Annotated in this window: 28 protein-coding genes; 18 read left to right on the top strand and 10 right to left on the bottom strand. The window is 71.7% G+C overall.

Annotated elements, in window-relative coordinates; translation table 11 throughout:
• Nucleotides 1-40: 40 nt before the first annotated feature.
• Nucleotides 41-1,006, bottom strand: coding sequence for a COX15/CtaA family protein (locus tag ACWD6N_RS29295; RefSeq protein WP_450005422.1), 966 nt, complete (start codon nt 1,004-1,006; stop codon nt 41-43).
• A gap of 98 nt (nt 1,007-1,104) precedes the next feature.
• Between ACWD6N_RS29295 and ACWD6N_RS29300 the strand changes: the two genes are divergently transcribed.
• From ACWD6N_RS29300 to ACWD6N_RS29350, 11 genes are all read left to right on the top strand, one after another.
• Nucleotides 1,105-1,905, top strand: coding sequence for a helix-turn-helix transcriptional regulator (locus tag ACWD6N_RS29300; protein ID WP_387330360.1), 801 nt, complete (start codon nt 1,105-1,107; stop codon nt 1,903-1,905).
• Entirely contained in the window at nt 1,902-3,332 is a 1,431-nt protein-coding gene (gene sufB / locus ACWD6N_RS29305) for a Fe-S cluster assembly protein SufB (protein WP_074312771.1), read from the top strand. Before ACWD6N_RS29300 ends, sufB begins: the two co-directional genes overlap by 4 nt.
• Nucleotides 3,333-3,429: 97 nt before the next feature.
• The gene (gene sufD / locus ACWD6N_RS29310; RefSeq protein ID WP_450005424.1) at nt 3,430-4,575 is read left to right on the top strand and encodes a Fe-S cluster assembly protein SufD; all 1,146 of its coding nucleotides are present in this window, start codon (nt 3,430-3,432) and stop codon (nt 4,573-4,575) included.
• Nucleotides 4,575-4,901, top strand: a complete 327-nt coding sequence (locus ACWD6N_RS29315; protein ID WP_074312767.1) for a non-heme iron oxygenase ferredoxin subunit — start codon at nt 4,575-4,577, stop codon at nt 4,899-4,901. The genes sufD and ACWD6N_RS29315 overlap by 1 nt, the downstream gene beginning before the upstream one ends.
• The gene (sufC, locus tag ACWD6N_RS29320; protein WP_354968147.1) at nt 4,901-5,674 is read left to right on the top strand and encodes a Fe-S cluster assembly ATPase SufC; all 774 of its coding nucleotides are present in this window, start codon (nt 4,901-4,903) and stop codon (nt 5,672-5,674) included. Before ACWD6N_RS29315 ends, sufC begins: the two co-directional genes overlap by 1 nt.
• 20 nt (nt 5,675-5,694) lie before the next feature.
• Entirely contained in the window at nt 5,695-6,999 is a 1,305-nt protein-coding gene (locus ACWD6N_RS29325; RefSeq protein ID WP_354968146.1) for a cysteine desulfurase, read from the top strand.
• Nucleotides 6,999-7,472 (top strand): Fe-S cluster assembly sulfur transfer protein SufU, encoded by a 474-nt coding sequence (sufU, locus tag ACWD6N_RS29330; RefSeq protein ID WP_354968145.1) that lies wholly within the window; start codon nt 6,999-7,001, stop codon nt 7,470-7,472. The genes ACWD6N_RS29325 and sufU overlap by 1 nt, the downstream gene beginning before the upstream one ends.
• Nucleotides 7,469-7,930: a metal-sulfur cluster assembly factor gene (locus tag ACWD6N_RS29335; protein WP_450005426.1), complete on the top strand. Its 462-nt coding sequence runs from the start codon at nt 7,469-7,471 to the stop codon at nt 7,928-7,930. Before sufU ends, ACWD6N_RS29335 begins: the two co-directional genes overlap by 4 nt.
• Before the next feature lie 198 nt (nt 7,931-8,128).
• Complete coding sequence (locus ACWD6N_RS29340) at nt 8,129-8,737, top strand: TIGR03086 family metal-binding protein (protein WP_450005428.1); 609 nt, start codon at nt 8,129-8,131, stop codon at nt 8,735-8,737.
• Nucleotides 8,738-8,986: 249 nt separating this feature from the next.
• Entirely contained in the window at nt 8,987-9,622 is a 636-nt protein-coding gene (locus ACWD6N_RS29345; protein WP_450005430.1) for a LysE family transporter, read from the top strand.
• A gap of 173 nt (nt 9,623-9,795) precedes the next feature.
• Nucleotides 9,796-10,479 (top strand): acVLRF1 family peptidyl-tRNA hydrolase, encoded by a 684-nt coding sequence (locus tag ACWD6N_RS29350; RefSeq protein ID WP_450005432.1) that lies wholly within the window; start codon nt 9,796-9,798, stop codon nt 10,477-10,479.
• Nucleotides 10,480-10,617: 138 nt separating this feature from the next.
• On the opposite strand, the gene ypfJ is transcribed toward ACWD6N_RS29350, so the two are convergent.
• Nucleotides 10,618-11,538, bottom strand: coding sequence for a KPN_02809 family neutral zinc metallopeptidase (gene ypfJ / locus ACWD6N_RS29355; protein ID WP_450005434.1), 921 nt, complete (start codon nt 11,536-11,538; stop codon nt 10,618-10,620).
• Between the two features lie 263 nt (nt 11,539-11,801).
• Between ypfJ and ACWD6N_RS29360 the strand changes: the two genes are divergently transcribed.
• Complete coding sequence (locus tag ACWD6N_RS29360) at nt 11,802-13,406, top strand: ABC-F family ATP-binding cassette domain-containing protein (RefSeq protein ID WP_450005436.1); 1,605 nt, start codon at nt 11,802-11,804, stop codon at nt 13,404-13,406.
• An 86-nt stretch (nt 13,407-13,492) separates the two neighbouring features.
• Here ACWD6N_RS29360 and ACWD6N_RS29365 read toward each other — a convergent pair whose 3' ends face one another.
• Nucleotides 13,493-14,092 carry a cadmium resistance transporter gene (locus ACWD6N_RS29365; protein ID WP_354968138.1) on the bottom strand — a complete coding sequence of 200 codons (600 nt, stop codon included), beginning with the start codon at nt 14,090-14,092 and terminating at the stop codon, nt 13,493-13,495.
• 219 nt (nt 14,093-14,311) lie between these two features.
• Here ACWD6N_RS29365 and ACWD6N_RS29370 point away from each other — a divergent pair, with 219 nt between their 5' ends.
• The 3 genes from ACWD6N_RS29370 to ACWD6N_RS29380 all read left to right on the top strand — a co-directional run bounded on the left by ACWD6N_RS29370 (nt 14,312) and on the right by ACWD6N_RS29380 (nt 17,443).
• Nucleotides 14,312-14,539, top strand: a complete 228-nt coding sequence (locus tag ACWD6N_RS29370; protein ID WP_007462679.1) for a helix-turn-helix domain-containing protein — start codon at nt 14,312-14,314, stop codon at nt 14,537-14,539.
• Nucleotides 14,540-14,585: 46 nt separating this feature from the next.
• The gene (locus ACWD6N_RS29375; RefSeq protein ID WP_354968137.1) at nt 14,586-15,353 is read left to right on the top strand and encodes an enoyl-CoA hydratase/isomerase family protein; all 768 of its coding nucleotides are present in this window, start codon (nt 14,586-14,588) and stop codon (nt 15,351-15,353) included.
• 113 nt (nt 15,354-15,466) lie between these two features.
• Entirely contained in the window at nt 15,467-17,443 is a 1,977-nt protein-coding gene (locus tag ACWD6N_RS29380; protein WP_354968165.1) for an ABC transporter ATP-binding protein, read from the top strand.
• A 26-nt stretch (nt 17,444-17,469) separates the two neighbouring features.
• Here the strand turns inward: ACWD6N_RS29380 and mug are convergent, their stop codons facing one another.
• Genes mug through tnpA form a run of 4 tightly spaced genes read right to left on the bottom strand, consistent with a single transcriptional unit; the run spans nt 17,470 to nt 19,825 of the window.
• On the bottom strand, nt 17,470-18,075 hold the full coding sequence (gene mug / locus ACWD6N_RS29385) for a G/U mismatch-specific DNA glycosylase (RefSeq protein WP_354968136.1): 606 nt from the start codon (nt 18,073-18,075) through the stop codon (nt 17,470-17,472).
• Nucleotides 18,072-18,833: an SDR family oxidoreductase gene (locus tag ACWD6N_RS29390; protein ID WP_354968135.1), complete on the bottom strand. Its 762-nt coding sequence runs from the start codon at nt 18,831-18,833 to the stop codon at nt 18,072-18,074. Before ACWD6N_RS29390 ends, mug begins: the two co-directional genes overlap by 4 nt.
• Nucleotides 18,818-19,378, bottom strand: coding sequence for a hypothetical protein (locus ACWD6N_RS29395; RefSeq protein ID WP_354968134.1), 561 nt, complete (start codon nt 19,376-19,378; stop codon nt 18,818-18,820). The genes ACWD6N_RS29390 and ACWD6N_RS29395 overlap by 16 nt, the downstream gene beginning before the upstream one ends.
• Nucleotides 19,379-19,429: 51 nt before the next feature.
• Complete coding sequence (gene tnpA / locus ACWD6N_RS29400; protein WP_354968133.1) at nt 19,430-19,825, bottom strand: IS200/IS605 family transposase; 396 nt, start codon at nt 19,823-19,825, stop codon at nt 19,430-19,432.
• A gap of 41 nt (nt 19,826-19,866) precedes the next feature.
• Between tnpA and ACWD6N_RS29405 the strand changes: the two genes are divergently transcribed.
• Complete coding sequence (locus tag ACWD6N_RS29405) at nt 19,867-21,057, top strand: RNA-guided endonuclease InsQ/TnpB family protein (protein ID WP_450005438.1); 1,191 nt, start codon at nt 19,867-19,869, stop codon at nt 21,055-21,057.
• Here ACWD6N_RS29405 and ACWD6N_RS29410 read toward each other — a convergent pair.
• The 3 genes from ACWD6N_RS29410 to ACWD6N_RS29420 form a co-directional block, all read right to left on the bottom strand.
• Complete coding sequence (locus ACWD6N_RS29410) at nt 21,054-21,872, bottom strand: DUF692 domain-containing protein (protein ID WP_354968132.1); 819 nt, start codon at nt 21,870-21,872, stop codon at nt 21,054-21,056. The genes ACWD6N_RS29405 and ACWD6N_RS29410 overlap by 4 nt on opposite strands.
• Nucleotides 21,869-22,801, bottom strand: a complete 933-nt coding sequence (locus ACWD6N_RS29415) for a TIGR04222 domain-containing membrane protein (protein WP_450005440.1) — start codon at nt 22,799-22,801, stop codon at nt 21,869-21,871. The genes ACWD6N_RS29410 and ACWD6N_RS29415 overlap by 4 nt, the downstream gene beginning before the upstream one ends.
• A gap of 104 nt (nt 22,802-22,905) precedes the next feature.
• Entirely contained in the window at nt 22,906-23,478 is a 573-nt protein-coding gene (locus ACWD6N_RS29420; RefSeq protein ID WP_354968130.1) for a TetR/AcrR family transcriptional regulator, read from the bottom strand.
• 89 nt (nt 23,479-23,567) lie between these two features.
• On the opposite strand from ACWD6N_RS29420, the gene ACWD6N_RS29425 reads away from it, so the two are divergent.
• A complete protein-coding gene (locus ACWD6N_RS29425; protein ID WP_450005442.1) occupies nt 23,568-24,425 on the top strand; it encodes a carbon-nitrogen hydrolase family protein in 858 nt (285 codons plus the stop codon).
• Between the two features lie 65 nt (nt 24,426-24,490).
• Complete coding sequence (locus ACWD6N_RS29430; protein ID WP_450005444.1) at nt 24,491-25,135, top strand: HAD family hydrolase; 645 nt, start codon at nt 24,491-24,493, stop codon at nt 25,133-25,135.
• Nucleotides 25,136-25,189 lie beyond the last annotated feature (54 nt).

Genomic DNA, 25,189 nt, shown 5'->3' on the forward strand with positions numbered 1-25,189 from the left:
CGCGGGGCGCGGGGCGCGGGGCGCGGGGCGCGGGGCGCGCTCAGGCGGTGGCCGGGACGGCTTCGGTGTCGGCGGGGGTGGTGGCCCGGGGTGCGGGGGCGACCGGGCGGCGTTCGCGGGTGGACCACTGCACCGAGAGGGTGGCCAGCAGCACCAGGCAGGAGCCGAACATGTGTGCGCCGACCAGGATCGCCGGCACGTGGGTGAAGTACTGCACGAAACCGATGAGGCCCTGACCCAGCTCCACCGCGAGCAGGACGACGGCGGCCCGGGTGGCCCGCTGTGCGCCGACCGCGCGGAACGCGAAGATCAGCGCCACCGAGAGACCGATCAGCAGGAAGACGCTGTCGGCGTGCACCTGGGAGATCGACTCCGGGTCCAGGCCGTTGCGGGCCGCGCCCTGGTCGCCGGCGTGCGGGCCGCTGCCGGTGACCCAGGTGCCGATGACCAGCACGGCGACGCCGACGCCCGTGGTGACCCGGGCCAGGGTGCGCAGCGGCGCCGGGACCACGGCCACCGTCGGCCCGTCCGGGTCGGCGATCCGCCGCCAGAGGGCGTACGCGGCGGCGATCACCCCCATCGAGGCGAGGAAGTGCAGCCCGACCACCCACGGGTTGAGGTTGGTGAGCACGGTGATACCACCGATCACCGCCTGGGCGGGAATGCCCAGGAAGACCGCGACGGCCAGCGCCAGCAGACCGGGCCGGCGTGGCCGGTGTGCCAGCACCGCCAGCACGGTGGCCAGCGCGATCAGGCCCACCGCGAAGGTCAGCATCCGGTTGCCGAACTCGATCACGCCGTGCCCGCCCATTTCCGACGTCGCGACGTACGACGCGTCCGTGCACCGGGGCCAGGTGGGGCAGCCGAGGCCCGAGGCGGTCAACCGGACGGCCCCGCCGGTGACGACGATGCCCACGTTCGCGATGATCGAGGTGAGCGCGAGGCGGCGCAGCAGGGTGCCGGAGACCGGACGGACGTATCGGTTCACGGCGCAAATCCTACGCACCGTAGTGATCGAGGTTCGTCCGACTCCGCCAGGTCGGTGGTTCGGATCACCGGGGCCCGGGTTTGCGACCCTCCGGGTAATTACGTAACGTTGGCGTTGTGAAAAACGTGGCGGCGCTCTCCGGGCAGCAGCCGACGGCCGGTCCGGCCGTCGGTGCGAGCGCGTCCGCGCCGGTCGTGACCACGTCAGCCGCGCTCAGCGGCACCGCGCCGACCGAGGTCTCCACCCGGGACCGGGTCACCCAGCTGCTGCTGGAGCGGGGGGCCACCACCGCCGCGCAGCTCGGGGAGGCGCTCGGGCTCAGCCCCGCCGCGATCCGCCGGCATCTGGACGCCATGCTCGCCGACGGTGACGTGGTCGCCCGCGAGCAGACCGTGCAGGGCAGCCGCGGTCGGGGGCGTCCGGCCAAGGTGTTCCTGCTGACCGAGGCCGCCCGGGTCCGCTGTGGCACCCACCACTACGACAACATGGCCACCGCCGCGTTGCGCTGGATCGCCCGCAGCGGCGGCTCGGGCGCGGTCGAGGCGTTCGCCACCGAGCAGGTGGCCGCCCTGGAGGCGCGTTGTCGGACCGCCATGGAGGACGCCGGCGACGACCCGCTCGCACGGGCGGAGGCACTCGCCGGAGCGCTCACCGCCGAGGGTTACGCTGCCAACGCGACCACGATCGCCTCCGGCGGCCAGCTCTGCCAGCACCACTGCCCGGTGGCGCACGTGGCCGCCGAGTTTCCTCAGCTGTGCGAGGCCGAGACCGCGGTGATCTCCCGTCTGGTCGGCACCCACGTGCAGCGCCTGGCCACCATCGCGCACGGCGACGGTGTGTGCACCACGCACATTCCGACCCAGCCGGGCCGCGTCCAATCCGGTAATCCCGTCACCACTGTGAGGACAGATAGATGACCGAGCAGATCGTCCAGCCCCTGACCCAGGAAGAGCAGCTCGCCGCTCTGGGTCGCTACGAGTACGGCTGGTCCGACCCGGACGCCGCCGGGGCGGTCGCCCAGCGCGGCATCAACGAGGCGGTGGTGCGGGACATCTCGGCGAAGAAGAACGAGCCGGCCTGGATGCTCGACCTGCGCCTGAAGGGTCTCCGGCTGTTCGGCCGCAAGCCGATGCCGGCCTGGGGCGCCGACCTCACCGGGATCGACTTCGACAACATCAAGTACTTCGTGCGGTCCACCGAGAAGCAGGCCACCAGCTGGGAGGACCTGCCCGAGGACATCAAGAACACCTACGACCGGCTGGGCATCCCGGAGGCGGAGAAGCAGCGGCTGGTCGCCGGTGTCGCGGCGCAGTACGAGTCCGAGGTCGTCTACCACAAGATCCGTGAGGACCTTGAGGAGCAGGGCGTCCTCTTCCTGGACACCGACACCGCGCTGCGTGAGCACGAGGACGTGTTCAAGGAGTACTTCGGCACGGTGATTCCGGTCGGCGACAACAAGTTCGCCGCGCTGAACACCTCCGTATGGTCCGGTGGCTCGTTCATCTACGTGCCGAAGGGTGTGCACGTGGAGATCCCGCTGCAGGCCTACTTCCGGATCAACACGGAGAACATGGGCCAGTTCGAGCGGACGCTGATCATCGTCGACGAGGGTGCGTACGTGCACTACGTCGAGGGATGCACCGCGCCGCTCTACTCCTCCGACTCGCTGCACAGCGCGGTCGTGGAGATCATCGTCAAGAAGAACGCGCGCTGCCGCTACACGACCATCCAGAACTGGTCGAACAACGTCTACAACCTGGTCACCAAGCGCGCCGTGTGCCACGAGGGCGCGACCATGGAGTGGGTCGACGGCAACATCGGCTCCAAGGTGACTATGAAGTACCCGGCGGTCTACATGACCGGCGAGCACGCCAAGGGCGAGGTGCTCTCGGTGGCCATGGCCGGCGAGGGCCAGCACCAGGACGCCGGCGCCAAGATGGTGCACGCTGCGCCGCACACCTCCTCGACCATCGTGTCGAAGTCGATCGCCCGGGGCGGTGGCCGCACCTCGTACCGGGGTCTGGTGCAGGTGCTGGAGGGTTCGCACCACAGCCGGAGCACGGTCAAGTGCGACGCGCTGCTGGTCGACACGATCTCCCGCTCGGACACCTACCCGTACGTCGACATCCGCGAGGACGACGTGTCGATGGGGCACGAGGCGACCGTCTCCAAGATCAGTGACGACCAGCTCTTCTACCTGATGAGCCGCGGCCTGAGCGAGGACGAGGCGATGGCCATGATCGTGCGTGGCTTCATCGAGCCGATCGCCAAGGAACTCCCCATGGAGTACGCCCTGGAGCTGAACCGGCTGATCGAACTCCAGATGGAGGGCGCGGTCGGCTGACCCGGCCGGCCGTCGCGCGGCGGCCCCGACCCGCCGCGCCGCGCCGGGACCAGCTCGACCGACCCTCCGATTAACCGCAGAACAGACCAAGGAAGACATGACTACCCAGGCTTCCGCGCCGCCGCCCAGCACCAAGTCGCAGGCGCTGCGCTCGTACGACGTCGCCGACTTCCCGGCCCTCACCGGCCTGGAGGAGGACTGGCGTTTCACTCCGCTCAAGCGGCTGCGCGGCCTCGCCGGTGAGGCGCTGGCCGCCACCGGCACGGTCCGGCACGAGTACGGCGACCTGCCCGAGGGCGTGGCCGTCGAGCGGATCGGCACCGACGACCCGCGGGTGGGCAGCGTGCTCACCCCGGTCGACCGGGTCAGCGCGCTCGCCTACGGCGGTGCCGGTCAGGCGCTGCTGCTCAGCGTGGCCAGCGACGTCGTGGTGGGTGCGCCGGTGAGCCTGCGGGTGGTCGGCGACAACGCCGAGGGCGTGGCCTTCGGGCACACCTTCGTCGAGGTGGGCCGGTTCGCCGAGATGACCCTGGTGCTGGAGCACGTCGGCTCGGTGACCCTGGCCGACAACGTCGAGGTCTCCGTGGCCGACGGGGCGAAGCTGACCCTGGTCACCGTCGCGGACTGGGCCGACGACGCGGTGCAGGCACAGCACCTCAAGATCAAGCTGGGTCGGGACGCCCGGGTGACGCACGTCCAGGTCAGCCTCGGCGGTGACCTGGTCCGGCAGTACACGTCGGTGGAGTACACCGGCCGCGGCGGCGAGGCCGAGCTGTACGGCGTCTACTTCGCCGACTCCGGCCAGCACCTCGAGCACCGGCAACTGGTGGACCACAGCGTGCCGGACTGCCGCAGCTACGTCGGTTACCGGGGCGCCCTGCAGGGCGAGAACGCGCACACCGTCTGGGTGGGCGACGTGCTGATCCGGGCCGAGGCGACCGGCACCGACACGTACGAGATCAACCGGAACCTGTTGCTCACCGACGGCGCGCGGGCGGACTCCGTACCCAATCTGGAGATCGAGACCGGCGAGATCGCCGGCGCCGGCCACGCCAGCGCGACCGGCCGCTTCGACGACGAGCAGCTCTTCTACCTGATGGCCCGGGGCATCCCGGAGGGCGAGGCCCGCCGCCTGGTGGTTCGCGGCTTCTTCGCCGAGCTGATCAACAAGATCCCGGTGGAGTCACTGCGGGAGCGTCTTGGCGACGCGATCGAGGCCCGGCTGACCAAGGCTGGCGCCTGATGATCCGGATCTGCTCCACCGAGGATGTGCCGAAGGGCACCGCGATCAGCGCGGACGTCGACGGCACCCCGATCGCGCTGGTGCACGGCGAGGACGGCCAGTTCTACGCCGCCTACGACGAGTGCTCGCACGCCTCGGTCGCCCTCTCCGAGGGTGAGGTCGACGGCTGCACACTCGAGTGCTGGCTGCACGGCTCGCGTTTCGACCTGCGCACCGGGCAGCCCTCCGGGTTGCCGGCCACCGAACCCGTACCCGTCTACCCCGTCGAAGTCCGCGACGGCGACATCTACCTCAGCCTGACGCCGAGTAATGGAGTGACCCGATAATGAGCACCCTGGAGATCCGCGACCTGAAGGTGTCGGTCAAGCTGCCCGAGGGTGAGCTCAAGCCGATCCTGTCGGGCGTCGACCTGACCGTCCGCTCCGGTGAGACCCACGCGATCATGGGCCCGAACGGCTCCGGCAAGTCCACCCTGGCGTACTCGATCGCCGGCCACCCCAAGTACGAGATCACCGGCGGCACGGTGACCCTCGATGGCGAGGACGTGCTCGCCATGACCGTCGACGAGCGGGCCCGCGCCGGCCTCTTCCTGGCCATGCAGTACCCGGTCGAGGTCCCCGGCGTCTCGGTGGCGAACTTCCTGCGCACCGCGAAGACCGCCATCGACGGCGAGGCCCCGAAGCTGCGCACCTGGGGCGGCGAGCTGCGCGGTGCCATGGAGCGCCTCCAGATGGACCCGGCGTTCGCCCAGCGCAACGTCAACGAGGGCTTCTCCGGTGGTGAGAAGAAGCGGCACGAGATCGTCCAGCTGGAGCTGCTCAAGCCGAAGATCGCGATCCTCGACGAGACCGACTCCGGCCTCGACGTGGACGCGCTGCGGGTCGTCAGCGAGGGCGTCAACCGGGTCCGTGACACCGGCGACACCGGCGTGCTGCTGATCACCCACTACACGCGGATCCTGCGCTACATCAAGCCGGACTTCGTGCACGTCTTCGTGGCCGGCCGGATCGTCGAGCAGGGCGGCCCGGAGCTGGCCGACAAGCTCGAGGCCGAGGGCTACGAGCGGTACGCCGCCGGGGCCGGCACGGCCCGGGCCTGAGCGGGAGAGGCGCTGCCGAGATGACCAGCATCGCGATCCCTTCGGGGATGCCGCAGTACGACGACGTGCCGCGTTTCGACGTGGCCCGGGTGCGCGCCGACTTCCCGATCCTGGAGCGGGAGATCAACGGGCACCCGCTGGTCTACCTCGACAGCGCCAACACCTCGCACAAGCCACGGCAGGTGCTCGACGTGCTCGGAGAGCACTACGCGCGGCACAACGCCAACGTGTCGCGTTCGGTGCACACCCTGGGCTCCGAGGCCACCGAGGCGTACGAGGGGGCGCGCGCCAAGGTCGCCGCGTTCCTCAACGCGTCGAGCTCGGACGAGGTGGTGTTCACCAAGAACTCCACCGAGGCGATCAACATCGTGGCGTACGCCTTCTCCAACGCCTCGCTGCGCCCGGACGCCGACCCCCGGTTCCGGCTCGGGCCTGGCGACGAGGTGGTGATCTCCGAGATGGAGCACCACTCGAACATCGTCCCGTGGCAGCTGCTCTGTGAGCGGACCGGCGCGACCCTGCGCTGGTTCCCGGTCACCGATCAGGGCCGGCTCGACGAGTCGGGCCTCGACGACCTGGTCACCGAACGGACGAAGATCGTCTCTTTGGTGCACATGTCGAACATCCTCGGCACGATCAACGCCACCGCCCGGATCACCGCGCGGGTCCGTGAGGTGGGGGCGCTGCTGCTGCTGGACTGCTCGCAGTCGGTGCCGCACCTGCCCGTCGACGTGGTCGACCTGGACGCCGACTACATCGTCTTCACCGGGCACAAGATGTGCGGCCCGACCGGCATCGGCGTGCTCTGGGGCCGGGCCGAGCTGCTGGCGGCGATGCCGCCGGTGTTCGGCGGCGGCTCGATGATCGAGACGGTCACCATGGCCCGGTCGACGTTCGCCGCTCCACCGGCCCGGTTCGAGGCCGGCACCCCGCCGATCGCCGAGGCGGTCGCGCTCGGCGCGGCGGTGGACTACCTCACCGGGATCGGGATGCAGGCCATCCAGTGGCACGAGAAGGAGCTGACGGCGTACGCGCTGGACGCCCTCGGTTCGGTGCGCGGCCTGCGGATCTTCGGCCCGACCGTGCCGGTGGGTCGGGGCGGCACCATCTCGTTCGCGCTGGGTGACGTGCACCCGCACGACGTGGGTCAGGTGCTCGACTCGCTCGGCGTGCAGGTGCGGGTGGGCCACCACTGCGCGAAGCCGGTGTGCAGCCGGTTCGGTGTCCCGGCGATGACCCGGGCCTCGTTCTACCTCTACACCACCACCGAGGAGATCGACGCTCTGGTGGCCGGTCTGGAGCAGGTGCGGAAGGTGTTCGACTGATGCAACTCGACCAGCTCTACCAGGAGATCATCCTGGATCACTACAAGCACCCGCACGGGCGTGGCCTGCGTGATGCCGACGACGCGGGCGACCAGGTCGCCGAGGCGCACCACGTCAACCCGACCTGCGGCGACGAGGTCACCGTCCGGGTGGCCACCGACGGCGCCGTGCTGCACGACATCTCGTACGACGGGATGGGCTGTTCGATCAGCCAGGCGTCGGCGAGCGTGCTGCACGAGTTGCTGCGCGGTCGGGGCGCTGGGGAAGCTTTCGAGGTGCACGAGGCGTTCGTGGAGTTGATGTCCGGGCGTGGTCAGGTCACGCCGGACGAGGACGTGCTCGGTGACGGGGTGGCTTTCGCGGGTGTGGCCCGCTACCCCGCCCGGGTCAAGTGCGCGCTGCTGCCGTGGATGGCGTTCAAGGACGCCGCGGCACGCGCCGGTGTGGGCGTGAGCCCGGAGGTGAAGGCATGAGCGAGAACACCGCTACCGCAGCGACGCCGGAGGCCGGTGACGCCACCGAGGCGGCGCAGACCGACGCCGTGACGACCGACGGTGCCGCGACGGCGGGTGCCGGCGACGCCGCCACCCCGACGACCGGCGTCAGCAAGGCCATGATCGCCGACGTCGAGGAGGCGATGAAGGACGTCGTCGACCCGGAGCTCGGCATCAACGTGGTCGACCTGGGCCTGGTGTACGGGGTGCACGTCGACGACGAGAACGTCGCGACCCTGGACATGACGCTCACCTCGGCGGCCTGCCCGCTGACCGACGTGATCGAGGACCAGGCCCGGCAGGCGCTGACCACCGGCCCCGGCGGCGGCCTGGTCAACGACATCCGGATCAACTGGGTGTGGCTCCCGCCGTGGGGTCCGGACAAGATCACCGACGAGGGTCGGGACCAGCTCCGTTCCCTCGGCTTCAACGTCTGACCCGTTTTCGTCTCACCTTCGTCGAGCGCGGCGCCCGTTTGGGTGCCGCGCTCGATGCGTTCTGAACCAGTGCGAACCAATAGTGGAACGGACCGTTCCGGTCTGATAGGCTGGTCTCAACACAACGGAGCGGAACATTCCGCTCCGCAGGCGAGTGGGAGTCGCTCGTTTGACGGCGTCGGCGGAGAGGTCAGGACGATGAGCGAGATGGCAGCTGGGCAGTGGCGGACCGTGCTCGACGAGGCGCACCAGGCGCTCCGGACGGTTGTCGAGAGGGTTCCGGCCGACGCCTGGGATCGGCCCACCCCGTGCGAGCGGTGGACGGTCACCCAGGTGCTTCAGCACGCGACCGGAGACCAGATCGCCTTCGCGGCGGCGATCGTCGGCGGGCCGGGGCCGGCGGAGGACCCGTTCTCACCCTCCGGCCGCGTCGACGGTGACAAGCTGGTCGGCCTACGCGCCGCCCTCGACGCGTCCGCACGAGCCTGGGCAGGTGTCGCCGACGACGACCCGCAGGTGCCCACGCCGCTGCCACAGGGCAAGCTGTCGGCCCAGGTTGGTGCCGTCGCGTGCGCCCTCGACGCGGCAGTGCACGCCTGGGACATCGCGGCGGCCACCGGGCAGCCGTCTCCGCTCAGCGACGAACTGGCTCGCCCCCTGCTGGTGGTCGCCCGGCAGATCGTCGAGCCGCTGCGAGCCTATGGCGCGTACGCCCCGGCGATCGATCCCGGGCCGGAGGCCGACGACGTCAGCGTCCTGCTCTCCTACCTCGGTCGCCACCCTCAGGGGCTCGCCGGAAGGCCCTGATCGGCCTGCCGGCCCAATCGGATCCCATGATCGTGCTCGATCCCGGAAAGAGTGCCTACCGCCAGTTGACGAGGCCACTACTTCCTGGATCGAGCACGATCTTGGCGCGGGGCGCGGAAATCCGGTGGCGGGGCGCGACCTCGGCGCGCAGGATGCGCGTGTGATTGAGGCGTACCCGAAGCAGGTTCCTGTCCGCGCGGCCACCGCCGCGCGCCGACAGCGCACCGTGCCCGGGCTCGCCTCGATCCGTTGCCCGTCGTCGTGAGCGGGGCGTTCCTCGCCGGCCTCGTGGCCGGCTACGGGGTCGCCATCCCCGTCGGCGCGATCGCGATCCTCATCCTGGGGCTCACCGCCCGTACCTCGTTTCGGGTCGGCGCGGCCGGCGCGCTCGGCGTCGCGACCGCCGACGGCCTGTACGCGGCTGTCGCCGCCGTCGCTGGTGCGGCTGTCGCGAGCGTCGTCGAACCGGTGGCCGGTCCACTGCGGATGGTGGCCGCCGCAGTGCTGCTCGCGCTCGCCGCGCACACCGCGTGGCGCGCCCTGCGGCCCGCGCCGGTGACCGATGCGCGGAGCCGTCGCGGGCTGGACACCCCGTTGCGCGCCTTCGCCGGCATTCTCGCGCTGACACTGCTCAACCCGGCGACGGTGTTTTACTTCGCCGCGCTGGTGCTCGGCCGGGGCGACGCCGCCGATCCGGGTGTGTCGACGGCTGTGCTGTTCGTGCTCGGCGCGTTCATGGCATCGGCAAGTTGGCAGCTACTCATCGCCGGCGGCGGCACCCTGGTCGGCCGGATCCTCACCAGCCCCCGCGGCCGACGGGCGACCGCCCTCACGTCCAGCGCCATCATCGCCGTCCTGGCCCTGACCGTCCTCCTCTCCACCTGACCCCACCCGGCCCGGCTCTGACCCCCTACCGTTGATCATGAAGTTAGCGTCCTCGATCTCGGCGTGTCGCGACGCTAACTTCATGATCACCGGTGGAAGCCCCGCGGGACGCAGCGCGGGGGACAGCGCGGGGTGGGGTCGGGGGTAGGGGGGTGGTGCCGTAGGTTCGGGGGATGTCCAGCCGACCTGCTGCCGGTGGTGGGCGTTGGGTGGAGGTTGATCCGGCTCGACTCGGTCGCTGGGTCGACGGCTTCGCCGAACGGCACGGTCCGCCCGCCGCGACCGCCCAGGGGTACGGTCTGCTGCTCACCGCCCCCGACGGCGCCACCGCGGAGCTGCACGCCCCGCCCGGCGCCGCCGGCGACCTTGCGTCTCCGGGCGCGGGGATCGGCGGGGGCCTGGACGGCTTTCTCGCCGCTGCCGCCGCGCCACGGCGGATCGGCCTGTTGCTGGCGCGCAAGAGCGCGGTGGCCATGGGCGTGGCGGCGGGGGAGGACCTGGTGGTCTCCAAGGTGGACAGCCGATACGTGCAGGGCCGTACCGCCGCTGGTGGCTGGTCTCAGCACCGCTTCGCCCGCCGGCGGGACAACCAGGCGAAGGCCGCCCTCGGCGAAGCGGTCGAGTTGGCGGTACGCCTGCTGCTGCCGGAGGCCGGCACGCTCGACGCCGTGGTGGCCGGCGGTGACCGGCGTACGGTCGACGGTATCCTCACCGATCGGCGCCTGGCCCCGCTCGCCGCGCTGCGGGCCGACCGGCTGCTCGACGTTCCCGAGCCCCGGCACGCTGTGCTGGTCGCCGCGGTGGCGGCTGCCCGGGCCGTCCGCGTCCTGGTCCGCGATCCCGCCCCGTCCGACTGACCTGCCGCACCACCGGCCGCAACGAGTGGTGCGGGAAACATCCGAGGAGGTTCCGGGTCGTCGCCCCGCCGGCTGCCTGGTCATGCGAAGGGCGCCTCGACGGTCGGTCCGGCCGTCGAGGCGCGCGCCGTGGATCCGTCAGAGCTGGTTGGTGCCGAAGGTGTCGCAGGTGTTCGGGTCGCCGCGGTCGTAGCCCTGCCGGAACCAGCGCTGCCGCTGCTCGGAGGTGCCGTGGGTGAACTGGTCGGGGTTGATCCGACCGCCGGAGCGCTGCTGGATGGTGTCGTCACCGATCGCCTCGGCGGTCTGGACCGCCTCGCTGATGTCGGTCTCGGTGACCGACTTGAACAGCGGCTCCTGGCCCGTCTTGTCCTTACTCTCGGTGGCGTGCTTCGCCCAGGCGCCGGCGTAGCAGTCGGCCTGCAGCTCCAGACGTACGGAGGCGGAGCGGGGCCCGCTCTGGTCGCCCTGGCCGGCCCGCTCGTTGGTGCCGAGCAGGTTCTGGACGTGGTGGCCGTACTCGTGGGCGAGCACGTACGGCGCGGCGAACTCGCCCTTGGCGCCGAACCGGGAGGCCAGCTCGTTGTAGAAGCTCAGGTCGATGTACACCTTCCGGTCGGCCGGGCAGTAGAACGGGCCGACGCCGGAGTCTGCCTGGCCGCACCCGGTGTTGACCGCGGCCTCGAAGTAGTTGGTGGTGGTCGGCTCGTACGTCCCCTTGCCCAGCTCCGGGTACGCCTTCTCCCAGTAGTCCTGGATGCTGTTGACGTAGAGCAGGTTGCGGCAGCGCACGTCCTCGAAGCGCTGGGCGTTGCTCGTGTCGCACCCCTCCAGCTGGGTGCCGCCGGCCTGCCCGCCGTCGTCGCCGTTGGTCATCGCGTTCAGGCCGAACCCGCCGCCGAGCAGCGCGACCAGCACGGCCACCACGATGCCGATGATCCCGCCCCGACCGCCGCCGCCGGGGATCGGGATGCCGATGCCGCCGCCGGATCCGCCGCCGCCCCGACCGAGGTCGTTGACCTGGGAGGTGTCGAGTTCGGCCCGCTCGTTGAGTTCCATGCTGACCCCGATCGCCGTATGCCGGTGATTGTCGTGTGAATGTCGTTGTGTCGCCTCAGTGCCGGACTGGTCCGGATAGCCGTTACCCGTACCCGATGATCTTGGCTGGTAATCCGGGCGGGACGTCCAGGAGCGCCCGGTACACTGGTTGGGTGCTGCGCTGCGAAGGCTGAACCGCCCCGCGCCGTCGGGCCACCGAGCCCGCCGGCCGTTTCGCGTGCCCCGAGTCAGCCTTCCAGACCCCGAGAGCGAGCCCCGAACAGATGATCACTGCCACCGGCCTGGAACTGCGTGCCGGCTCCCGGATCCTGCTGTCCGACACCACCCTGCGTGTGCAGCCCGGTGACCGGATCGGCCTGGTGGGCCGCAACGGCGCCGGGAAGACCACCACGCTGAAGGTGCTCGCCGGCGAGGGTCAGCCGTACGCCGGGCAGATCGACCAGCGCAGCGCCATCGGCTACCTGCCGCAGGACCCGCGCACCGGCGACCTGGAGGTGACCGGCCGCGACCGGGTCCTCTCCGCGCGCGGCCTGGACGTGCTGATGTCCCAGATGCAGGAGGTCGAGGCCCGGCTCGCCGAGGACGCCGACGAGAAGCTGGTTCGCCGCTACGGCGCGCTGGAGGACCAGTTCGCCGCCCTGGGCGGGTACGCGGCCGAGGCCGAGGCCGCCCGGATCTGCGCCAACCTCGGCCTGCCGGACCGCGCGCTGGCGCAGACCATCGGCACCCTCTCCGGCGGTCAGCGGCGGCGCATCGAGCTGGCCCGGATCCTGTTCCGGGACGCCGGCGAGAACGGCGGCGGCATCCTGCTGCTGGACGAGCCGACCAACCACCTCGACGCCGACTCGATCACCTGGCTGCGCGGCTTTCTCGCCAACCACAAGGGCGGCCTGATCGTGATCTCCCACGACGGCGCGCTGCTGGAGTCGGTGGTCAACAAGGTCTGGTTCCTCGACGCCACCCGGTCCGTGGTCGACGTGTACAACCTGGGCTGGAAGGCCTACGTGGAGGCGCGTGAGACCGACGAGCGGCGCCGCCGCCGGGAGCGGGCCAACGCGGAGAAGAAGGCCGGCGCCCTGATGGCGCAGGCCGACAAGATGCGGGCCAAGGCCACCAAGACCGTCGCCGCGCAGAACATGGCCCGCCGGGCCGAGAAGCTCATCTCCGGCCTGGAGGAGGTGCGGGTCGCCGACCGGGTGGCCAAGGTGCGCTTCCCCAGCCCCGCGCCCTGCGGCAAGACCCCGCTCACCGCGACCGGCCTGTCCAAGTCGTACGGCTCGCTGGAGATCTTCACCGACGTCAACGTGGCGGTGGACCGCGGCTCGCGGGTGGCCATCCTGGGGCTCAACGGCGCCGGCAAGACGACGCTGCTGCGAATGCTCGGCGGCCTGCTCACCCCGGACACCGGCGAGGTGCACGCCGGGCACGGGCTGCGGTTAGGCTACTACGCCCAGGAGCACGAGACGCTGGACGTGGAGCGGACGGTGCTGGAGAACATGCGCGCCGCCGCCGTCGAGCAGTCCGACACCGACCTGCGCAAGATCCTCGGCGCGTTCCTCTTCTCCGGCGACGACGTGAACAAGCCGGCCGGGGTGCTCTCCGGCGGCGAGAAGACCCGGCTGGCCCTGTCCACCCTGGTCTGTTCCGGCGCCAACGTGCTGCTGCTCGACGAGCCGACGAACAACCTCGACCCGGTCAGCCGGGAGCAGGTGCTGGACGCGATCGCCAACTACCCGGGCGCGATCGTGCTGGTCACGCACGACCCGGGCGCGGTGCTGGCGCTCAAGCCGGACCGGGCCATCCTGCTGCCGGACGGCGACGAGGACGCCTGGAGCGACGACCTGCTCGAGTTGGTCGAGCTGGCCTGACCGCTCCCGGTCGCTGCCTGTTAGGAAGGGCCCCTTCTTATCGCGAGGCGATAAGAAGGGGCCCTTCCTAACATCCGGGGCCGCCCTCAGCCGAGCAGGTCGACCAGCCGGCCGAGCACGCCGGAGCTGACCAGGATCACCACCCCGATGCCGACGAAGATCGCCGGCACCAGCCAGTGGCCGGCGCGCTCGACCAGCCGGACGATCCTGGGATGCCCGCCCAGCCAGGCCGCGACGGCGCACCACAGCGCGATGAGCAGCACGAAGACCAGCAGGAAGACCGCGCTGTCGGCGGGGCCGAGGGCCCGGAACACGGGTACGTAGACGGCCACGTTGTCGGCGCCGTTCGCGATCGTCACTCCGGCCACCCCGAGTGTGGAGGACACCACGACGGGTTCCTCGTCGCCGTCGCGCTGAACGAGAGCGCGGACCCCGAGCGCGATCGGCAGCAGCCCGAGCAGCCCGGTCCACGGGTCCGGCACCACCAGCAGGCCCGCGGCGACCACCACGCTGGCCAACGCCAGCGTCCCGATGCCGAGGTACTGCCCGGCCACGATCTGCCGGACCCGCAGTCGGCCGGTGCGGCGGGCGGTGACGAAGAACAGCGTCAGGATGACGATGTCGTCGATGTCGGTGGCCGCGAAGACCACGGCCGCCCCGGCCGCGGTGCCCAACAGGTCGGTCACGACCGCAGGGTACGGGTCGTCGACGGGCATCGTCGCGCGGCGATGGTGGTACGCCCGGCCGGTGCGGCGGGACCGATCGCCAGGATCACTCTATCGGGAAGCTGACATTGCATAGCGTGTCGGTTGGCGAAGAGTTGATATCTGGCGCATGATCGTTCGAGGCGGTCTAATAGGTGGGACCGTATCCGAACCGCACAGTCTGGGACGTGAGGACACAGCATGGCAGCCACTGGCACAGCCACCAGCACTGAGAAGGGTCGCCGGATCGTCGGAGCCGAGCGTCAGACGCTCGCCAAGGACCTGGTAAAGCGGTACACCTCGGGGGAGAGCATCCGCGCGCTGGCGGCCTCGACCGGCCGTTCCTACGGGTTCATCCACCGAGTGCTCACTGAGTCCGGGGTGCAGCTGCGCCAGCGCGGCGGTGCCCGGCGCCGCAAGAAGGCGTGACCCGCCCCCCAGCGTCGTCCGACAGCTCCGCTCCCCGGGCCGCCCGGTGACCGCCGAGGCGACCGGGGTCCGGCTGACCTGCGACGGGCCGGTCGCCACGGTGACGTTGTGCCGGCCCGACGTACTCAACGCCCAGACTCCCGCCATGTGGCGGGCGATGAGCGACTTCTCCCGCGACCTGCCCGGTGACGTGCGGGTGGTCGTCGTCCGGGGCGAGGGGCGTGCCTTCTCCGCCGGTCTCGACCTCTCCGTCGCTGGCGCTTCCGGCCCGGGGTCCTTCGCCGAGCTGGCCACGCTGCCCGAGCAGGAGTGCGCGGACCGGATCGCCGAGTTCCAGGCCGGTTTCACGTGGCTGCACCGCCCGGATGTCATCTCTGTCGCGGCCGTGCAGGGGCACGCGATCGGCGCCGGGTTCCAGCTCGCGCTCGCCTGTGACCTGCGGGTCCTGACCACCGACGCGAAGCTGTCGATGGCCGAGGTGACCCTCGGTCTGGTGCCCGACCTGGCCGGCACGAAGCGGCTCGTCGAGCTGGTCGGCTATGCCCGGGCGCTGGAGATCTGCGCGACCGGCCGTCGGCTGGACGCCGCCGAGGCGGACCGGATCGGGCTGGCCACCCTCGTCGTGCCGCCGATCGACTTGGACGGCGCGGTCCGTGACCTGACCGCCGGCCTGCTCGCGGGCGCCCGGGACGCGGTGGTGGAGATCAAGGCGTTGCTCGCCGGGGCCGCCGGGCGGTCGCACGCCGACCAGCAGCGCGCCGAGCGGGAGGCACAGACCCGCCGGCTGCGTGATCTCGCCGGCCAGGGAGAATAGTAAGGACCGTACGGGAAGATCCGGGTTACGACCGAGGTTGTCACAGTCGTCGGGAGAATTGACCTGACGATGCGGTCTGCCCGACAACCCGGAGGTGAACGGTGTCCAACCCGATGTCCGGCGGTGGCATGGCGGGCTGGAGCATGCTCCGGTCGATGCGTAACCGGGACGAGGTCTCCACCCACCGGCTGAAGCACGGGGTGGCCAGGCGGATCGTCGCCTTCGCCCAGCCCTACCGGCGCGACATCGTGGTCTTCCTGGCCACCGTGGTGCTGGCCGCCATCATCGGCGTGGCCACCCCGGTGCTCGCCGGCGACGTGATCAACGCGATCAACCGGGGCGGCACCGAGGCCGGTCGGCTGGTGGTCAAGCTGGCCCTGTTCATCGCCGCGCTGGCGGTCGCCGACGCGCTGCTCTCGCTGGCCCAGCGCTGGTATTCCGCCCGGATCGGCGAGGGCATCATCCTCGACCTGCGCACCCGGGTCTACGACCACGTGCAGCGGATGCCGCTACAGTTCTTCACCCGCACCCAGACCGGCGCGCTGGTGAGCCGGCTCAACAACGACGTGCTCGGCGCCCAGCGGGCGTTCACGTCCACCCTGTCCGGGGTTGTCAGCAACGTCATCCAGCTGGTGCTCACCGCCGCGGTGATGTTCACGCTCTCCTGGCAGATCACCGCGCTGTCGCTGGTGCTGCTGCCGATCTTCATCATTCCGGCCCGCCGGGTGGGCCGGCGGTTGGCCGACATCACCCGCGAGGCGTACAACCTCGACGCCAAGATGAACGCGACGATGACCGAGCGGTTCGGGGTGGCCGGCGCGCTGCTGGTGAAACTCTTCGGCCAGCCTGAGATCGAGGCCCGCCGGTTCGCCGGCCGGGCCGAGCGGGTGCGCGACATCGGCATCCAGTCCGCCATGTACTCGCGGACGTTCTTCGTGGCGATGCTGCTGGTCGCCTCGCTGGCCCAGGCGCTCACCTACGGCCTCGGCGGCTGGCTCGCGGTGACCGGCGGTGTCAGCGCGGGCACGGTGGTGACCCTCGCGCTGCTCCTCACCCGCCTGTACGGCCCGCTCACCGCGCTCTCCAACGTCCGGGTGGACGTGATGAGCGCGCTGGTCTCCTTCGACCGGGTCTTCGAGGTGCTGGACCTGAAGCCGGGCATCGTGGAGAAGCCCGACGCGGTGCCGGTGCCCCGAGGCACCGGCCGGGTCGACTTCCGCGACGTGCGGTTCCGCTACCCGAGCGCCGCCGAGATCTCCCTCGCATCACTGGAGGAGGTCGCGACGCTCGACCGCACCGTCAACGAGCCGGTGCTCAAGGGTGTCTCGTTCAGCGTCGAGCCGGGGCAGATGGTCGCCCTGGTCGGCCCGTCCGGCGCCGGCAAGTCGACGCTGTCCATGCTGATCTCCCGGATCTACGACGTCACCGACGGGCAGGTGCTGGTCGGCGGGGTGGACGTGCGGGACGCGACGCTCGCCTCCCTGCGCGACGAGATCGGCGTCGTCACCCAGGATTCGCACCTGTTCCACGAGACGATCGCCGAGAACCTGCGCTACGCCAAGCCGGACGCCACCGACGACGAGATCTGGGCCGCGCTGGCCGGCGCCCAGGTCGCCGACCTGGTCCGGTCGCTGCCCGACGGGCTCGACACCACCGTGGGGGAGCGCGGCTACCGGTTCTCCGGCGGCGAGAAGCAGCGCATCGCCATCGCCCGGCTGCTGCTCAAGGCCCCGTCGATCGTGATCCTCGACGAGGCGACGGCACACCTGGATTCGGAGAGCGAGGCGGCGGTGCAGCGGGCGCTGTCGGTGGCGCTGGCCGGGCGAACCGCGCTGGTGATCGCGCACCGGCTCTCCACCGTCCGCGACGCCGACCAGATCCTGGTTCTGGACGGCGGGCGGATCGTGGAGCGCGGGCGGCACGAGGAGTTGGTCGCGGTCGGCGGGCTCTACGCCGAGCTGTACCGGACCCAGTTCGCGATCGCCGACTCGCCCACCCCGTACGTGGACGCGACCGGCCCCGAGCCGGTGATCATGCCGCTGGGCACCTACGTCGCCGACGAGGCGCTGCCGCCCGCGGCGGCGAACTGACCCACCGGCCCCGGCGGCGCGCCGGCTCAGCCCGGGCGGCGGTCCGGCAGCCCGGTCGCCAGGCGCAACTCGGCGAACGCGACGCCCAGGGTCACCGGCGTGAAATGTGCGTTCAGCCCGCTCGGGTTGGGCAGTACCCACAGCCGTGCCCCGGCCAGCGACTCCGGCTGCGGCCCGAAGGTGGCCTTCGGCCGGCCGAACCCGATCCGGTACGCCGTCACACCCACCACCGCCACCCAGCGCGGCCGGTACCGGTCCACCGTGGCGGTGAGCAGCCGGGCACCGTCGAGCAGTTCCTCGGTGGTCAGCTCGTCGGCGCGGGCACTGGCCCGGGCGGCCATGTTGGTGATGCCGAGGCCGAGAGCGCGCAGCTCGTCCTGCTCGCTCGGGTGCAGCAGTCGAGGGGTGAACCCTCCCCGGTGCAGCGCCGGCCAGAACCGGTTACCGGGCCGGGCGAAGTGCCAGCCGGTCGAGGCCGACCAGAGACCGGGGTTGATGCCGACGAAAAGCACCGCCATCCCCGGCGCGAGAACGTCGGGGATGGTCCGGTCCGCGGCGGCGGCCAGCTCCGCCCGGGTCGGCCGGGGGTGCCCGGCCGCGTCGCTGGCTCGCCGGAGCGCGTCGGGCGTCACAGCCCGCGCAGCGCGCCACCGTCGACCGGCACGGTGAGGCCGGTCAGGTAGCTCGCGGCGGGGGAGAGCACGAACGCGGCCACGCGACCGAACTCGGCCGGGTCGCCGATGCGCCGCAGCGGGATGCCGGCCTCCGCCTCCGTTCGGGCCCGCTCCGGGTCGCCCGTCAAGGCGAACAGCTCCCGGTTGCGGTCGGTCAGGATACGGCCGGGCAGCAGCCCGACCACCCGCACTCCACGCGGGCCGTAGTCGTCGGCAACGTCCTTGGCGACCCCCACCAGACCGGGCCGCAGGCCGTTCGAGATGCCCAGGCCGGGCACCGGGCCGCGGGCCGAGGTGGAGAGCACCAGCCCGATCGCGCCGCCCTCGGGCAGCGCGTCAGCGACCGTGCGTACCGCGCGGACGGTGCCCAGGAAGACGGTCTCGAAGGACTGCCGCCACTGCTCGTCGGTGACCGACGCGGCGTTGCCCGCGGGCGGGCCGCCGACCGAGATGAGTGCGCCGTCGAGCCGACCGAAGTGTTCCCGGGCCGCCGCGACGAGCTGACCGGGGGTCTGTGGGTCGGCCAGGTCCGCGGCCAAGCCGACCGCCCGCTCCGGGCCGCCCAACCGCTCGGCGGCGGCGGCCACCGCGTCGGCGTCCCGGGCCGAGAGCACCACCCGGGCCCCGTCGGCGACCAGGCACTGCGCCGTCGCGTAACCCAGGCCGCGGGAGGCGCCGGTGAGCACGTACACCCGGTCGGTCAGTCCGAGATCCATGCCGCCGATCCTGCCGCATCCGGTACGCCGTCGCCACCGGCGGGCTGCGGCGCCGGGGGACGCGGGGCAGGCCGCAGCAGGCGTACCCGGCCGGCGATCTGCACCGCGACGGCGCCGCCGGCGCGGGCGACCGCCGGCAGCCGACGGGGACGCGGCGCCTGATGCCCGTCGTAGCGCAGGCGCGACTCCCGGACGGCCAGCTCCTCGGCGGCCGCCGGGGGCAGCGCACGCTGCTCGTCCAGCGCACGGGCCAGGTCCCAACCGTCGCACAGCGACCCGGCGGTAGGTCGCCGGTCGGCCCAGCCGGCGAATGTCGTCGACCACCCGGCGCCGAGGCCGGCGGCGAGCAGTGGCCAGTGCCGGGCCACCTCGCCGGCACGTTTGCGCAGCAGGGCCGCCCGCGTGGCGGCGAGCTGGGTCGGTGCGAACCCCGGCGGTGGCGGCCCTCCGCCGACCAGGGTCGCCACCAGCTCCGCCTGCCGGTCGGCGAGCCTTGTGAGATCGACGGGTGGCCGCGTGCCGGTGCCGTCGCGTGCGTCGGTCATCGGGTCGGTCCCGAGAAACCCGGCTTTTGCCGTGAGAGGTAAGAGACCGTTTCACACGTCGCGCTGGTTTTCGACATAGCGTTTGACCACCTCTGAGGTCGCGCCGCCGGTTGTGGCGACGAAGTAGCTGTTGGTCCACAAGGTCGGAAGCCTGGATTTGAGGTGCGGAAATTCTTGCCGCAGAAGTCGCGACGACCTGGCCTTGATCTGCTTGACGAGTCGGTGGATGCCGTACTGCGGGTCGCAGACGACCAGCAGGTTGACCTGATCGGGCATGGTCTCGATTGCCTCGATGGGAGCGTCTCGTTCGGCGCACACCTCGCGAATGATCTGTCTGAGCCGGTCGTCCACTGCCCCGGTGAGGACGGGGCGGCGGTACTTCGGGCACCACACGACGTGGTATTTGCAGCGGTAGACGACGTTGTTGTTGGATCTGACCTCATCCATCCCGGCACTATATAGCGCTGTGCTTTATAGTGATTGTTGTGATGGAGACAGTGCGCTACACCTACCGGCTGCGCCCCGGCGCGACCGCGACGGCCGCACTGCTCGCCGAATGGGGTCGCTGCCGATTCCTGTGGAACGAGGCTGTGCACCAGCAGAAGATCGGTGCGAAGCCCACCTTCGGCGGCCTGTCCAAGATGCTCACCGAAGCCCGTGCCCGAAACGTGTGGTTGCGTGACGGCTCGCAAGTCGTCCAGCAACAAGCGCTGCGCACCTACGCGGGCGCGCTGCGCCACTCGTTCACCGTGAAAGGCCGTGGGCGGCCGACGGTGAAAACCCGCAAACGGTCGCTGCCCAGCATGGAATACACCCTGCGTGGCTTCACCGTCGCCGACGGGCGGCTGCGTCTTGCCGGTGGCATCCTCGTGCCCGTCGTGTGGTCGCCGGATCTGCCGTCCCCGCCGACCAGCGTGCGCGTCTACCAAGACAGCCTCGGGCACTGGTACGCGTCGTTCGTCGTGCGCCGCGAGGTGGCCGCCACGCCCGCGGTGTCCGGGGCGATCGGTATTGACTGGGGTGTGAAGACCACCGCCACAACCACCGACGCCCGATTCGACCTGCCGCACCTCGGGCATCGCAAGCGGTGCGCCGCCGAACTGGCCAAAGCGCAGCGAAAGATGTCCCGTCGCCGCCGACCCAACGGGCATGGACAGTCCAACGGCTACCGCAGGGCCAAGCGTGCGGCGGCGAAGCTGCACAAGAAATCCGCCCGGCAGAACAGCCACGACTCCCGGCAGTGGGCGAAACGGATCGTCGACCACCATCAGGTGATCGCCGTGGAGGATTTCAAACCGACGTTCCTGGCCAGGTCCACGATGGCACGTAAGGCCGCTGACGCCGCGATCGGCGCGGCCAAGCGGGAACTGATCCAGCAGGGCATGCGGGCGGGCCGGAAGGTGGTGCTGGTTCCGCCCGCCTACACGACCATGACGTGTTCCTCGTGCGCGGCGAGAGCCAAGCAGCGCATCGGGTTGAATGTCAGAGTGTTCGAGTGCGCGGCCTGCGGTTTCACCGCCTGCCGTGACCTCAACGCCGCAAGGACGATCCTCGCCACGGTAGAGCGCGACCGTGCCGGTGCTGACGACGTGAGACATGCGATCACCTCCCTACGGGATGAGGGGTCGAATGCGGTCCGAGCCGGAAATCCCCCGGATTCATCCTTGGGGAAGCGTTAAGTCACGACCGGGAAGCTCGCGGCGGCGGACAGGGCGTCCAGCTCGGTGCGGAGCCGGGCCGCGGGCGGGTAGTCACCGTCGCGCTCCAGCAGCAGCGCCGGCGGTCGTCGCCGGGCGCAGAGCGCGCCGACCAGCTCCAGCACCGCCGGCGGCACCGGGTCGGTGTGCGTGTCGTGGTAAAAGCCGCCACGCTCCGCGCCCCCGGCCACATGCACGTATCCGACCCGGTCCAGCGGCAGCCGATCCAGCAGAGCCAGCGGGTCGGTGCCCCGGTTGCGGGCGTTGGCGTACACGTTCGCCACGTCCAGCAGCAGCAGCGCCCCGGTCCGGTCCAGGATCTCGGTGAGGAAGTCCGCCTCGTCCAGCTCGTCGTCGGGCCAGTCGACCAGTGCGGCGATCGGCTCCAGCGCGATGGGCACCGGCAGGTCGGCCTGTGCACGGGCGACGTTGGCGCAGACCGCGTCGACCGCCTCCCGGCTGCGCGGCAGCGGCAGCAGGTGCCCGGCCTCCAGGCCGCCGGCCCGGACGAAGGCGATGTGCTCGCTGACCAGCGGGGCGTCGACCCGCTGCGCCACCGCGGCCAGGTGGGCGACCCGGGCCGGATCGACCGGCTCAGCGCCGCCGAGGGAGAGCCGCACCCCGTGCGGTACGACGGTCACCGCGCGCTCGCGCAACTGCGCCAGGCCCGGTGGCAGTGGCCCGGTCGCGGACACCGACTCGGCCACCACCTCGACGAAGCGCAGGCCGGGCAGCTCGGCCACGAAGCCGGCGATCTCCGGGCGCCAGCCGATGCCGACGCCGTACGGACCGGTCATCCGCCGCACCCCCCGCCGCCGCATCCACCGCCACCGCCACCGCCGCACGAGCTGCCACCATTGCACGAGCTGCCCCCGCCGTCGCCCGACGTGCCGCCGCTGGAGCCCGACGACCAGCCGCTGCTGGACGCCGCCGCCTGGCGCTGGATCTCGGCCTGCTCGGCGAAGCCCGGGTCGAGGGCCCACAGCGACACGGTGCCGTACAACGCCACGCCCATCGCCGCGCCCGCCGCACCGTAGGTGGCGAACGCGGGGGACGAGGCGGGGGACAGGTGGGCGTGCTGACGTCGCAGGTCGCGCAGTGCGGCCCGACCGGCCCGGGTAAGGTTCGGCACCCGCCACAGCACCAGCGCCGCCGCCAGCACCGCGACCATGGCGAGCAGCAGGTAGCCGACCGGGCGTCCGTTGGAGAGCCCGGCGAAGAGCCGGTATCCGCCGATGGCCAGCAGGCCGACGAGGCCCAGGGTCCAGTGCCGGGCTGCGGCGCGCCGCTCGTGGCTCAGCAGCAGTCCACGCTGTTCCAGACCGGCGCGGAGCTGGTCGAGCGCGGTGCGGACCCGTTGGTCCCCAGGCAGGTCGCCGGCTCGGGCGCGCTGGTGGGCGGCCCAGTGCACCGCCTGGTCCAGTGGGGTGAGCCCGGTCGGCGCCGGGCCGGTGGTGAGCAGCCGGCGGTCCGGGCCGACGCCGATCGCGCCAGCGCCGCGCAGGCCGCCGACCGCGGCGTGCACGGCGAGGCGGGGACCGCCGTTGAGGTACGCGGCCTGCTGCGGACTGAGCGGCTCCGACACGCTGACCGAGGCGCTGGCCGGCCGGCGGAACCGGTGCCACACCGCGAGCGCGACCATCACGGCGGTCGCCACGAGGTAGAGCCGGAGGAAGGTCGGGCCGGGGATGCCCCAGGTGTCGCCCGACGCGGCGAGGTCGGTCATTGGCTGCTCCTGTCGCCGGAGGGATCGGCGGCCTCATTGTGGAGCAGCGCCGCCACGGTCGGGGACCCGGCGTCCGGGCTGGACGCTCAGCGGCGGCGGTCCGCTCAGCGGCGGCGGACCGCCTCCTCGACCAGGTCGAGCACGGGGCCCAGGTCGCCGGCCGGTCGGCCCATCGCCAGGTGCAAAACCAGGCCGTCGTAGGCCAGCTCGAGGAACTGGGCCAGCACGTCGATCGGCACGTCCTCGCGCAGCACCCCGGCGTCGCGCTGGCGGGCCAGCCGGTCCCGGGTCGCCTCGGCGATCGCCGCGGACCGCTCCGCCCAGCGCCGGGCGAACGCCGGGTCGGTGCGCAGCCGGCGGGAGACCTCCAGCTGGCTGCCGAGCCAGCCGGTGGTGTCGGGTGACACGGCGCCGGCCAGCAGGTCGCGCATCACCTGCACCAGACCGTTGCGGGCCACCGTCTCGACCATCGCCGCGGCGTCGTCCTCGGCGACGGCGAGGAAGAGGGAGTCCTTGTCCCGGAAGTGGTGGAAGATGGCACCCCGGGAGAGCCGAGTGGCCTCCTCGAGGCGGCGTACGGTCGCCCCCTCGTAACCGTGCCGGGCGAAACAAGCCCGCGCGGCGGCGAGGATTTCCTGCCGGCGCGCGTCGAGCTGGTCCTGGCTTACTCTGGGCACGCGTCGATCGTCGCAGGTCACCCCGCGTCACGCAAACCGTACGTACGGCTTGGTATATCGCCCCGAGTCGGCACCGCTACCATCGCCCGGTGACCCCGCCCCGCACCCCCGCTGCCCCGCTGACCGTCGCCACCGTCCAGGCCACGCCGACTCCCGGCGACGTCGCCGGCAACGCGGTCGCCGCCGCCGATTTGGTCCGCCGGGCCGGTGGGCAGGGCGCCCGGGTGGCCGTCCTGCCGGAGCTGTACCTCTGCGCGTACCACCCGCCGACCCTCGCCGCCGATCCGGCCGGCACCGACGTCACGGTCGATGCGGCCGGGGCGGTCGCCGACCCCCGGCTCGATCCGCTGCGCGCGGCGGCGCGCGAGGCCGGCGTCACCGTCGTCGTCGGCGCCGCGGCCCGGCACGCGGACGGCCGGCGGACCATCGCCGCGCTGGTGATCGACCGGGTCGGCGTGGTCCGCGTCGGGTACGACAAGCAGCAGCTGTGGGGCGGTGAACGCGACCTCTTCAGCCCCGGTGGGCGGGGCGCCACGCTGCTCGTCGACGACTGGCGGCTCGGGCTGGGCATCTGCTACGACGGCTGCTTCCCCGAGCACGGCCGCGCCGCCGCCCTCGACGGCGCGCACGGTTACCTGTGCCCCAGCGGCTACCTGGCCGGCTCCGAGCACCGCCGGGACCTGTACTACGCCGCGCGCGCTCTGGACAACACGATGTTCGTGGTCTTCGCCAACGCGGTCGGGGGCGTCGACCCGTGGCGCTTCAACGGAGGCGCGGCGATCTACGACCCGCAGGGGCGGGCGTTGGCCCGGGGCGCCGACGAGGGCACGGCGGTGCTGGTGGCCACGCTGGATCCGGCCACGCTCGCCGCCACCCGCGCGGCCCATTCGATGCTCGCCGATCGACTGCCGGACCAGGGCGGCCAGCGGGTGTCGATGTCCGGTTGAGCCCACCGTCAGGTCGACACCCGCCGGCCCTGTTGGCGGACACGTCGGTCCCGTAGGGTGCCCGAGTGCCACTGCTCCTGCTGGACCTGGACAACACCCTGTTGGATCGGGCTGGGCCGTTCCGCCGCTGGGGTGTGCGCTTCCTGGACGGCATCGGAGCGCCCCCCGCCGACATCGACTGGCTGGTCTCGATCGACGCCGACGGGTTGACCGACCGCTGGGATCTGGCCGACGCCATCCGGGACCGCTACGAGCTGCGCATTCCCTCGATCGATCTGGTGGAGGAGCTGCACGACGGGGTGGTGGCGCAGACCCGGCTCGATCCGCTGACCGCATGCGCCCTGCGGATCGCCGACGACGCCGGCTGGGTGCCGGTGGTGGTCTGCAACGGCACGGTACGCGTGGAGGACGCCAAGATCCGCCAGACCGGCCTGGACCGCTACGTCGCCGACTGGGTGATTTCCGAGGAGGCCGGGGTCAGTAAGCCGAACCCGCGGATCTTCGCGCTCGCCGCGCAGCGGGTCCGGATGCCGCTGCGCGGCGCCTGGGTGATCGGCGACGGCCCGGAGGCGGACATCGGCGGCGCCGCCGCGGTCGGACTGCCCAGCGTCTGGCTGCACCGGGGGCGTACCTGGTCGGACACCCGGTTCGCGCCGAGCCGATCCGTGGACGGGCTGATCGCCGCGGTCGCCATCGTGCTCGGCGGCTGACGGGCCGCCCGCGCGTCGCCGCCCGTGCCGCTCGCGGTGGGGTTTCGGTAATTC

It is taken from the genome of Micromonospora sp. NPDC005163, assembly GCF_053599835.1.

What these genes read in the sequence shown, in the direction of transcription:
- sufB (WP_074312771.1), top strand. Translation starts at nt 1,902, where the DNA reads ATGACCGAGCAGATCGTCCAGCCCCTGACCCAGGAAGAGCAGCTCGCC.
- sufD (WP_450005424.1), top strand. Translation starts at nt 3,430, where the DNA reads ATGACTACCCAGGCTTCCGCGCCGCCGCCCAGCACCAAGTCGCAGGCG.
- ACWD6N_RS29315 (WP_074312767.1), top strand. Translation starts at nt 4,575, where the DNA reads ATGATCCGGATCTGCTCCACCGAGGATGTGCCGAAGGGCACCGCGATC.
- sufC (WP_354968147.1), top strand. Translation starts at nt 4,901, where the DNA reads ATGAGCACCCTGGAGATCCGCGACCTGAAGGTGTCGGTCAAGCTGCCC.
- ACWD6N_RS29325 (WP_354968146.1), top strand. Translation starts at nt 5,695, where the DNA reads ATGACCAGCATCGCGATCCCTTCGGGGATGCCGCAGTACGACGACGTG.
- sufU (WP_354968145.1), top strand. Translation starts at nt 6,999, where the DNA reads ATGCAACTCGACCAGCTCTACCAGGAGATCATCCTGGATCACTACAAG.
- ACWD6N_RS29335 (WP_450005426.1), top strand. Translation starts at nt 7,469, where the DNA reads ATGAGCGAGAACACCGCTACCGCAGCGACGCCGGAGGCCGGTGACGCC.
- ACWD6N_RS29340 (WP_450005428.1), top strand. Translation starts at nt 8,129, where the DNA reads ATGAGCGAGATGGCAGCTGGGCAGTGGCGGACCGTGCTCGACGAGGCG.
- ACWD6N_RS29350 (WP_450005432.1), top strand. Translation starts at nt 9,796, where the DNA reads ATGTCCAGCCGACCTGCTGCCGGTGGTGGGCGTTGGGTGGAGGTTGAT.
- ypfJ (WP_450005434.1), bottom strand. Translation starts at nt 11,538, where the DNA reads ATGGAACTCAACGAGCGGGCCGAACTCGACACCTCCCAGGTCAACGAC.
- ACWD6N_RS29360 (WP_450005436.1), top strand. Translation starts at nt 11,802, where the DNA reads ATGATCACTGCCACCGGCCTGGAACTGCGTGCCGGCTCCCGGATCCTG.
- ACWD6N_RS29370 (WP_007462679.1), top strand. Translation starts at nt 14,312, where the DNA reads ATGGCAGCCACTGGCACAGCCACCAGCACTGAGAAGGGTCGCCGGATC.
- ACWD6N_RS29380 (WP_354968165.1), top strand. Translation starts at nt 15,467, where the DNA reads ATGTCCGGCGGTGGCATGGCGGGCTGGAGCATGCTCCGGTCGATGCGT.
- ACWD6N_RS29390 (WP_354968135.1), bottom strand. Translation starts at nt 18,833, where the DNA reads ATGGATCTCGGACTGACCGACCGGGTGTACGTGCTCACCGGCGCCTCC.
- ACWD6N_RS29395 (WP_354968134.1), bottom strand. Translation starts at nt 19,378, where the DNA reads ATGACCGACGCACGCGACGGCACCGGCACGCGGCCACCCGTCGATCTC.
- tnpA (WP_354968133.1), bottom strand. Translation starts at nt 19,825, where the DNA reads ATGGATGAGGTCAGATCCAACAACAACGTCGTCTACCGCTGCAAATAC.
- ACWD6N_RS29405 (WP_450005438.1), top strand. Translation starts at nt 19,867, where the DNA reads ATGGAGACAGTGCGCTACACCTACCGGCTGCGCCCCGGCGCGACCGCG.
- ACWD6N_RS29410 (WP_354968132.1), bottom strand. Translation starts at nt 21,872, where the DNA reads ATGACCGGTCCGTACGGCGTCGGCATCGGCTGGCGCCCGGAGATCGCC.
- ACWD6N_RS29415 (WP_450005440.1), bottom strand. Translation starts at nt 22,801, where the DNA reads ATGACCGACCTCGCCGCGTCGGGCGACACCTGGGGCATCCCCGGCCCG.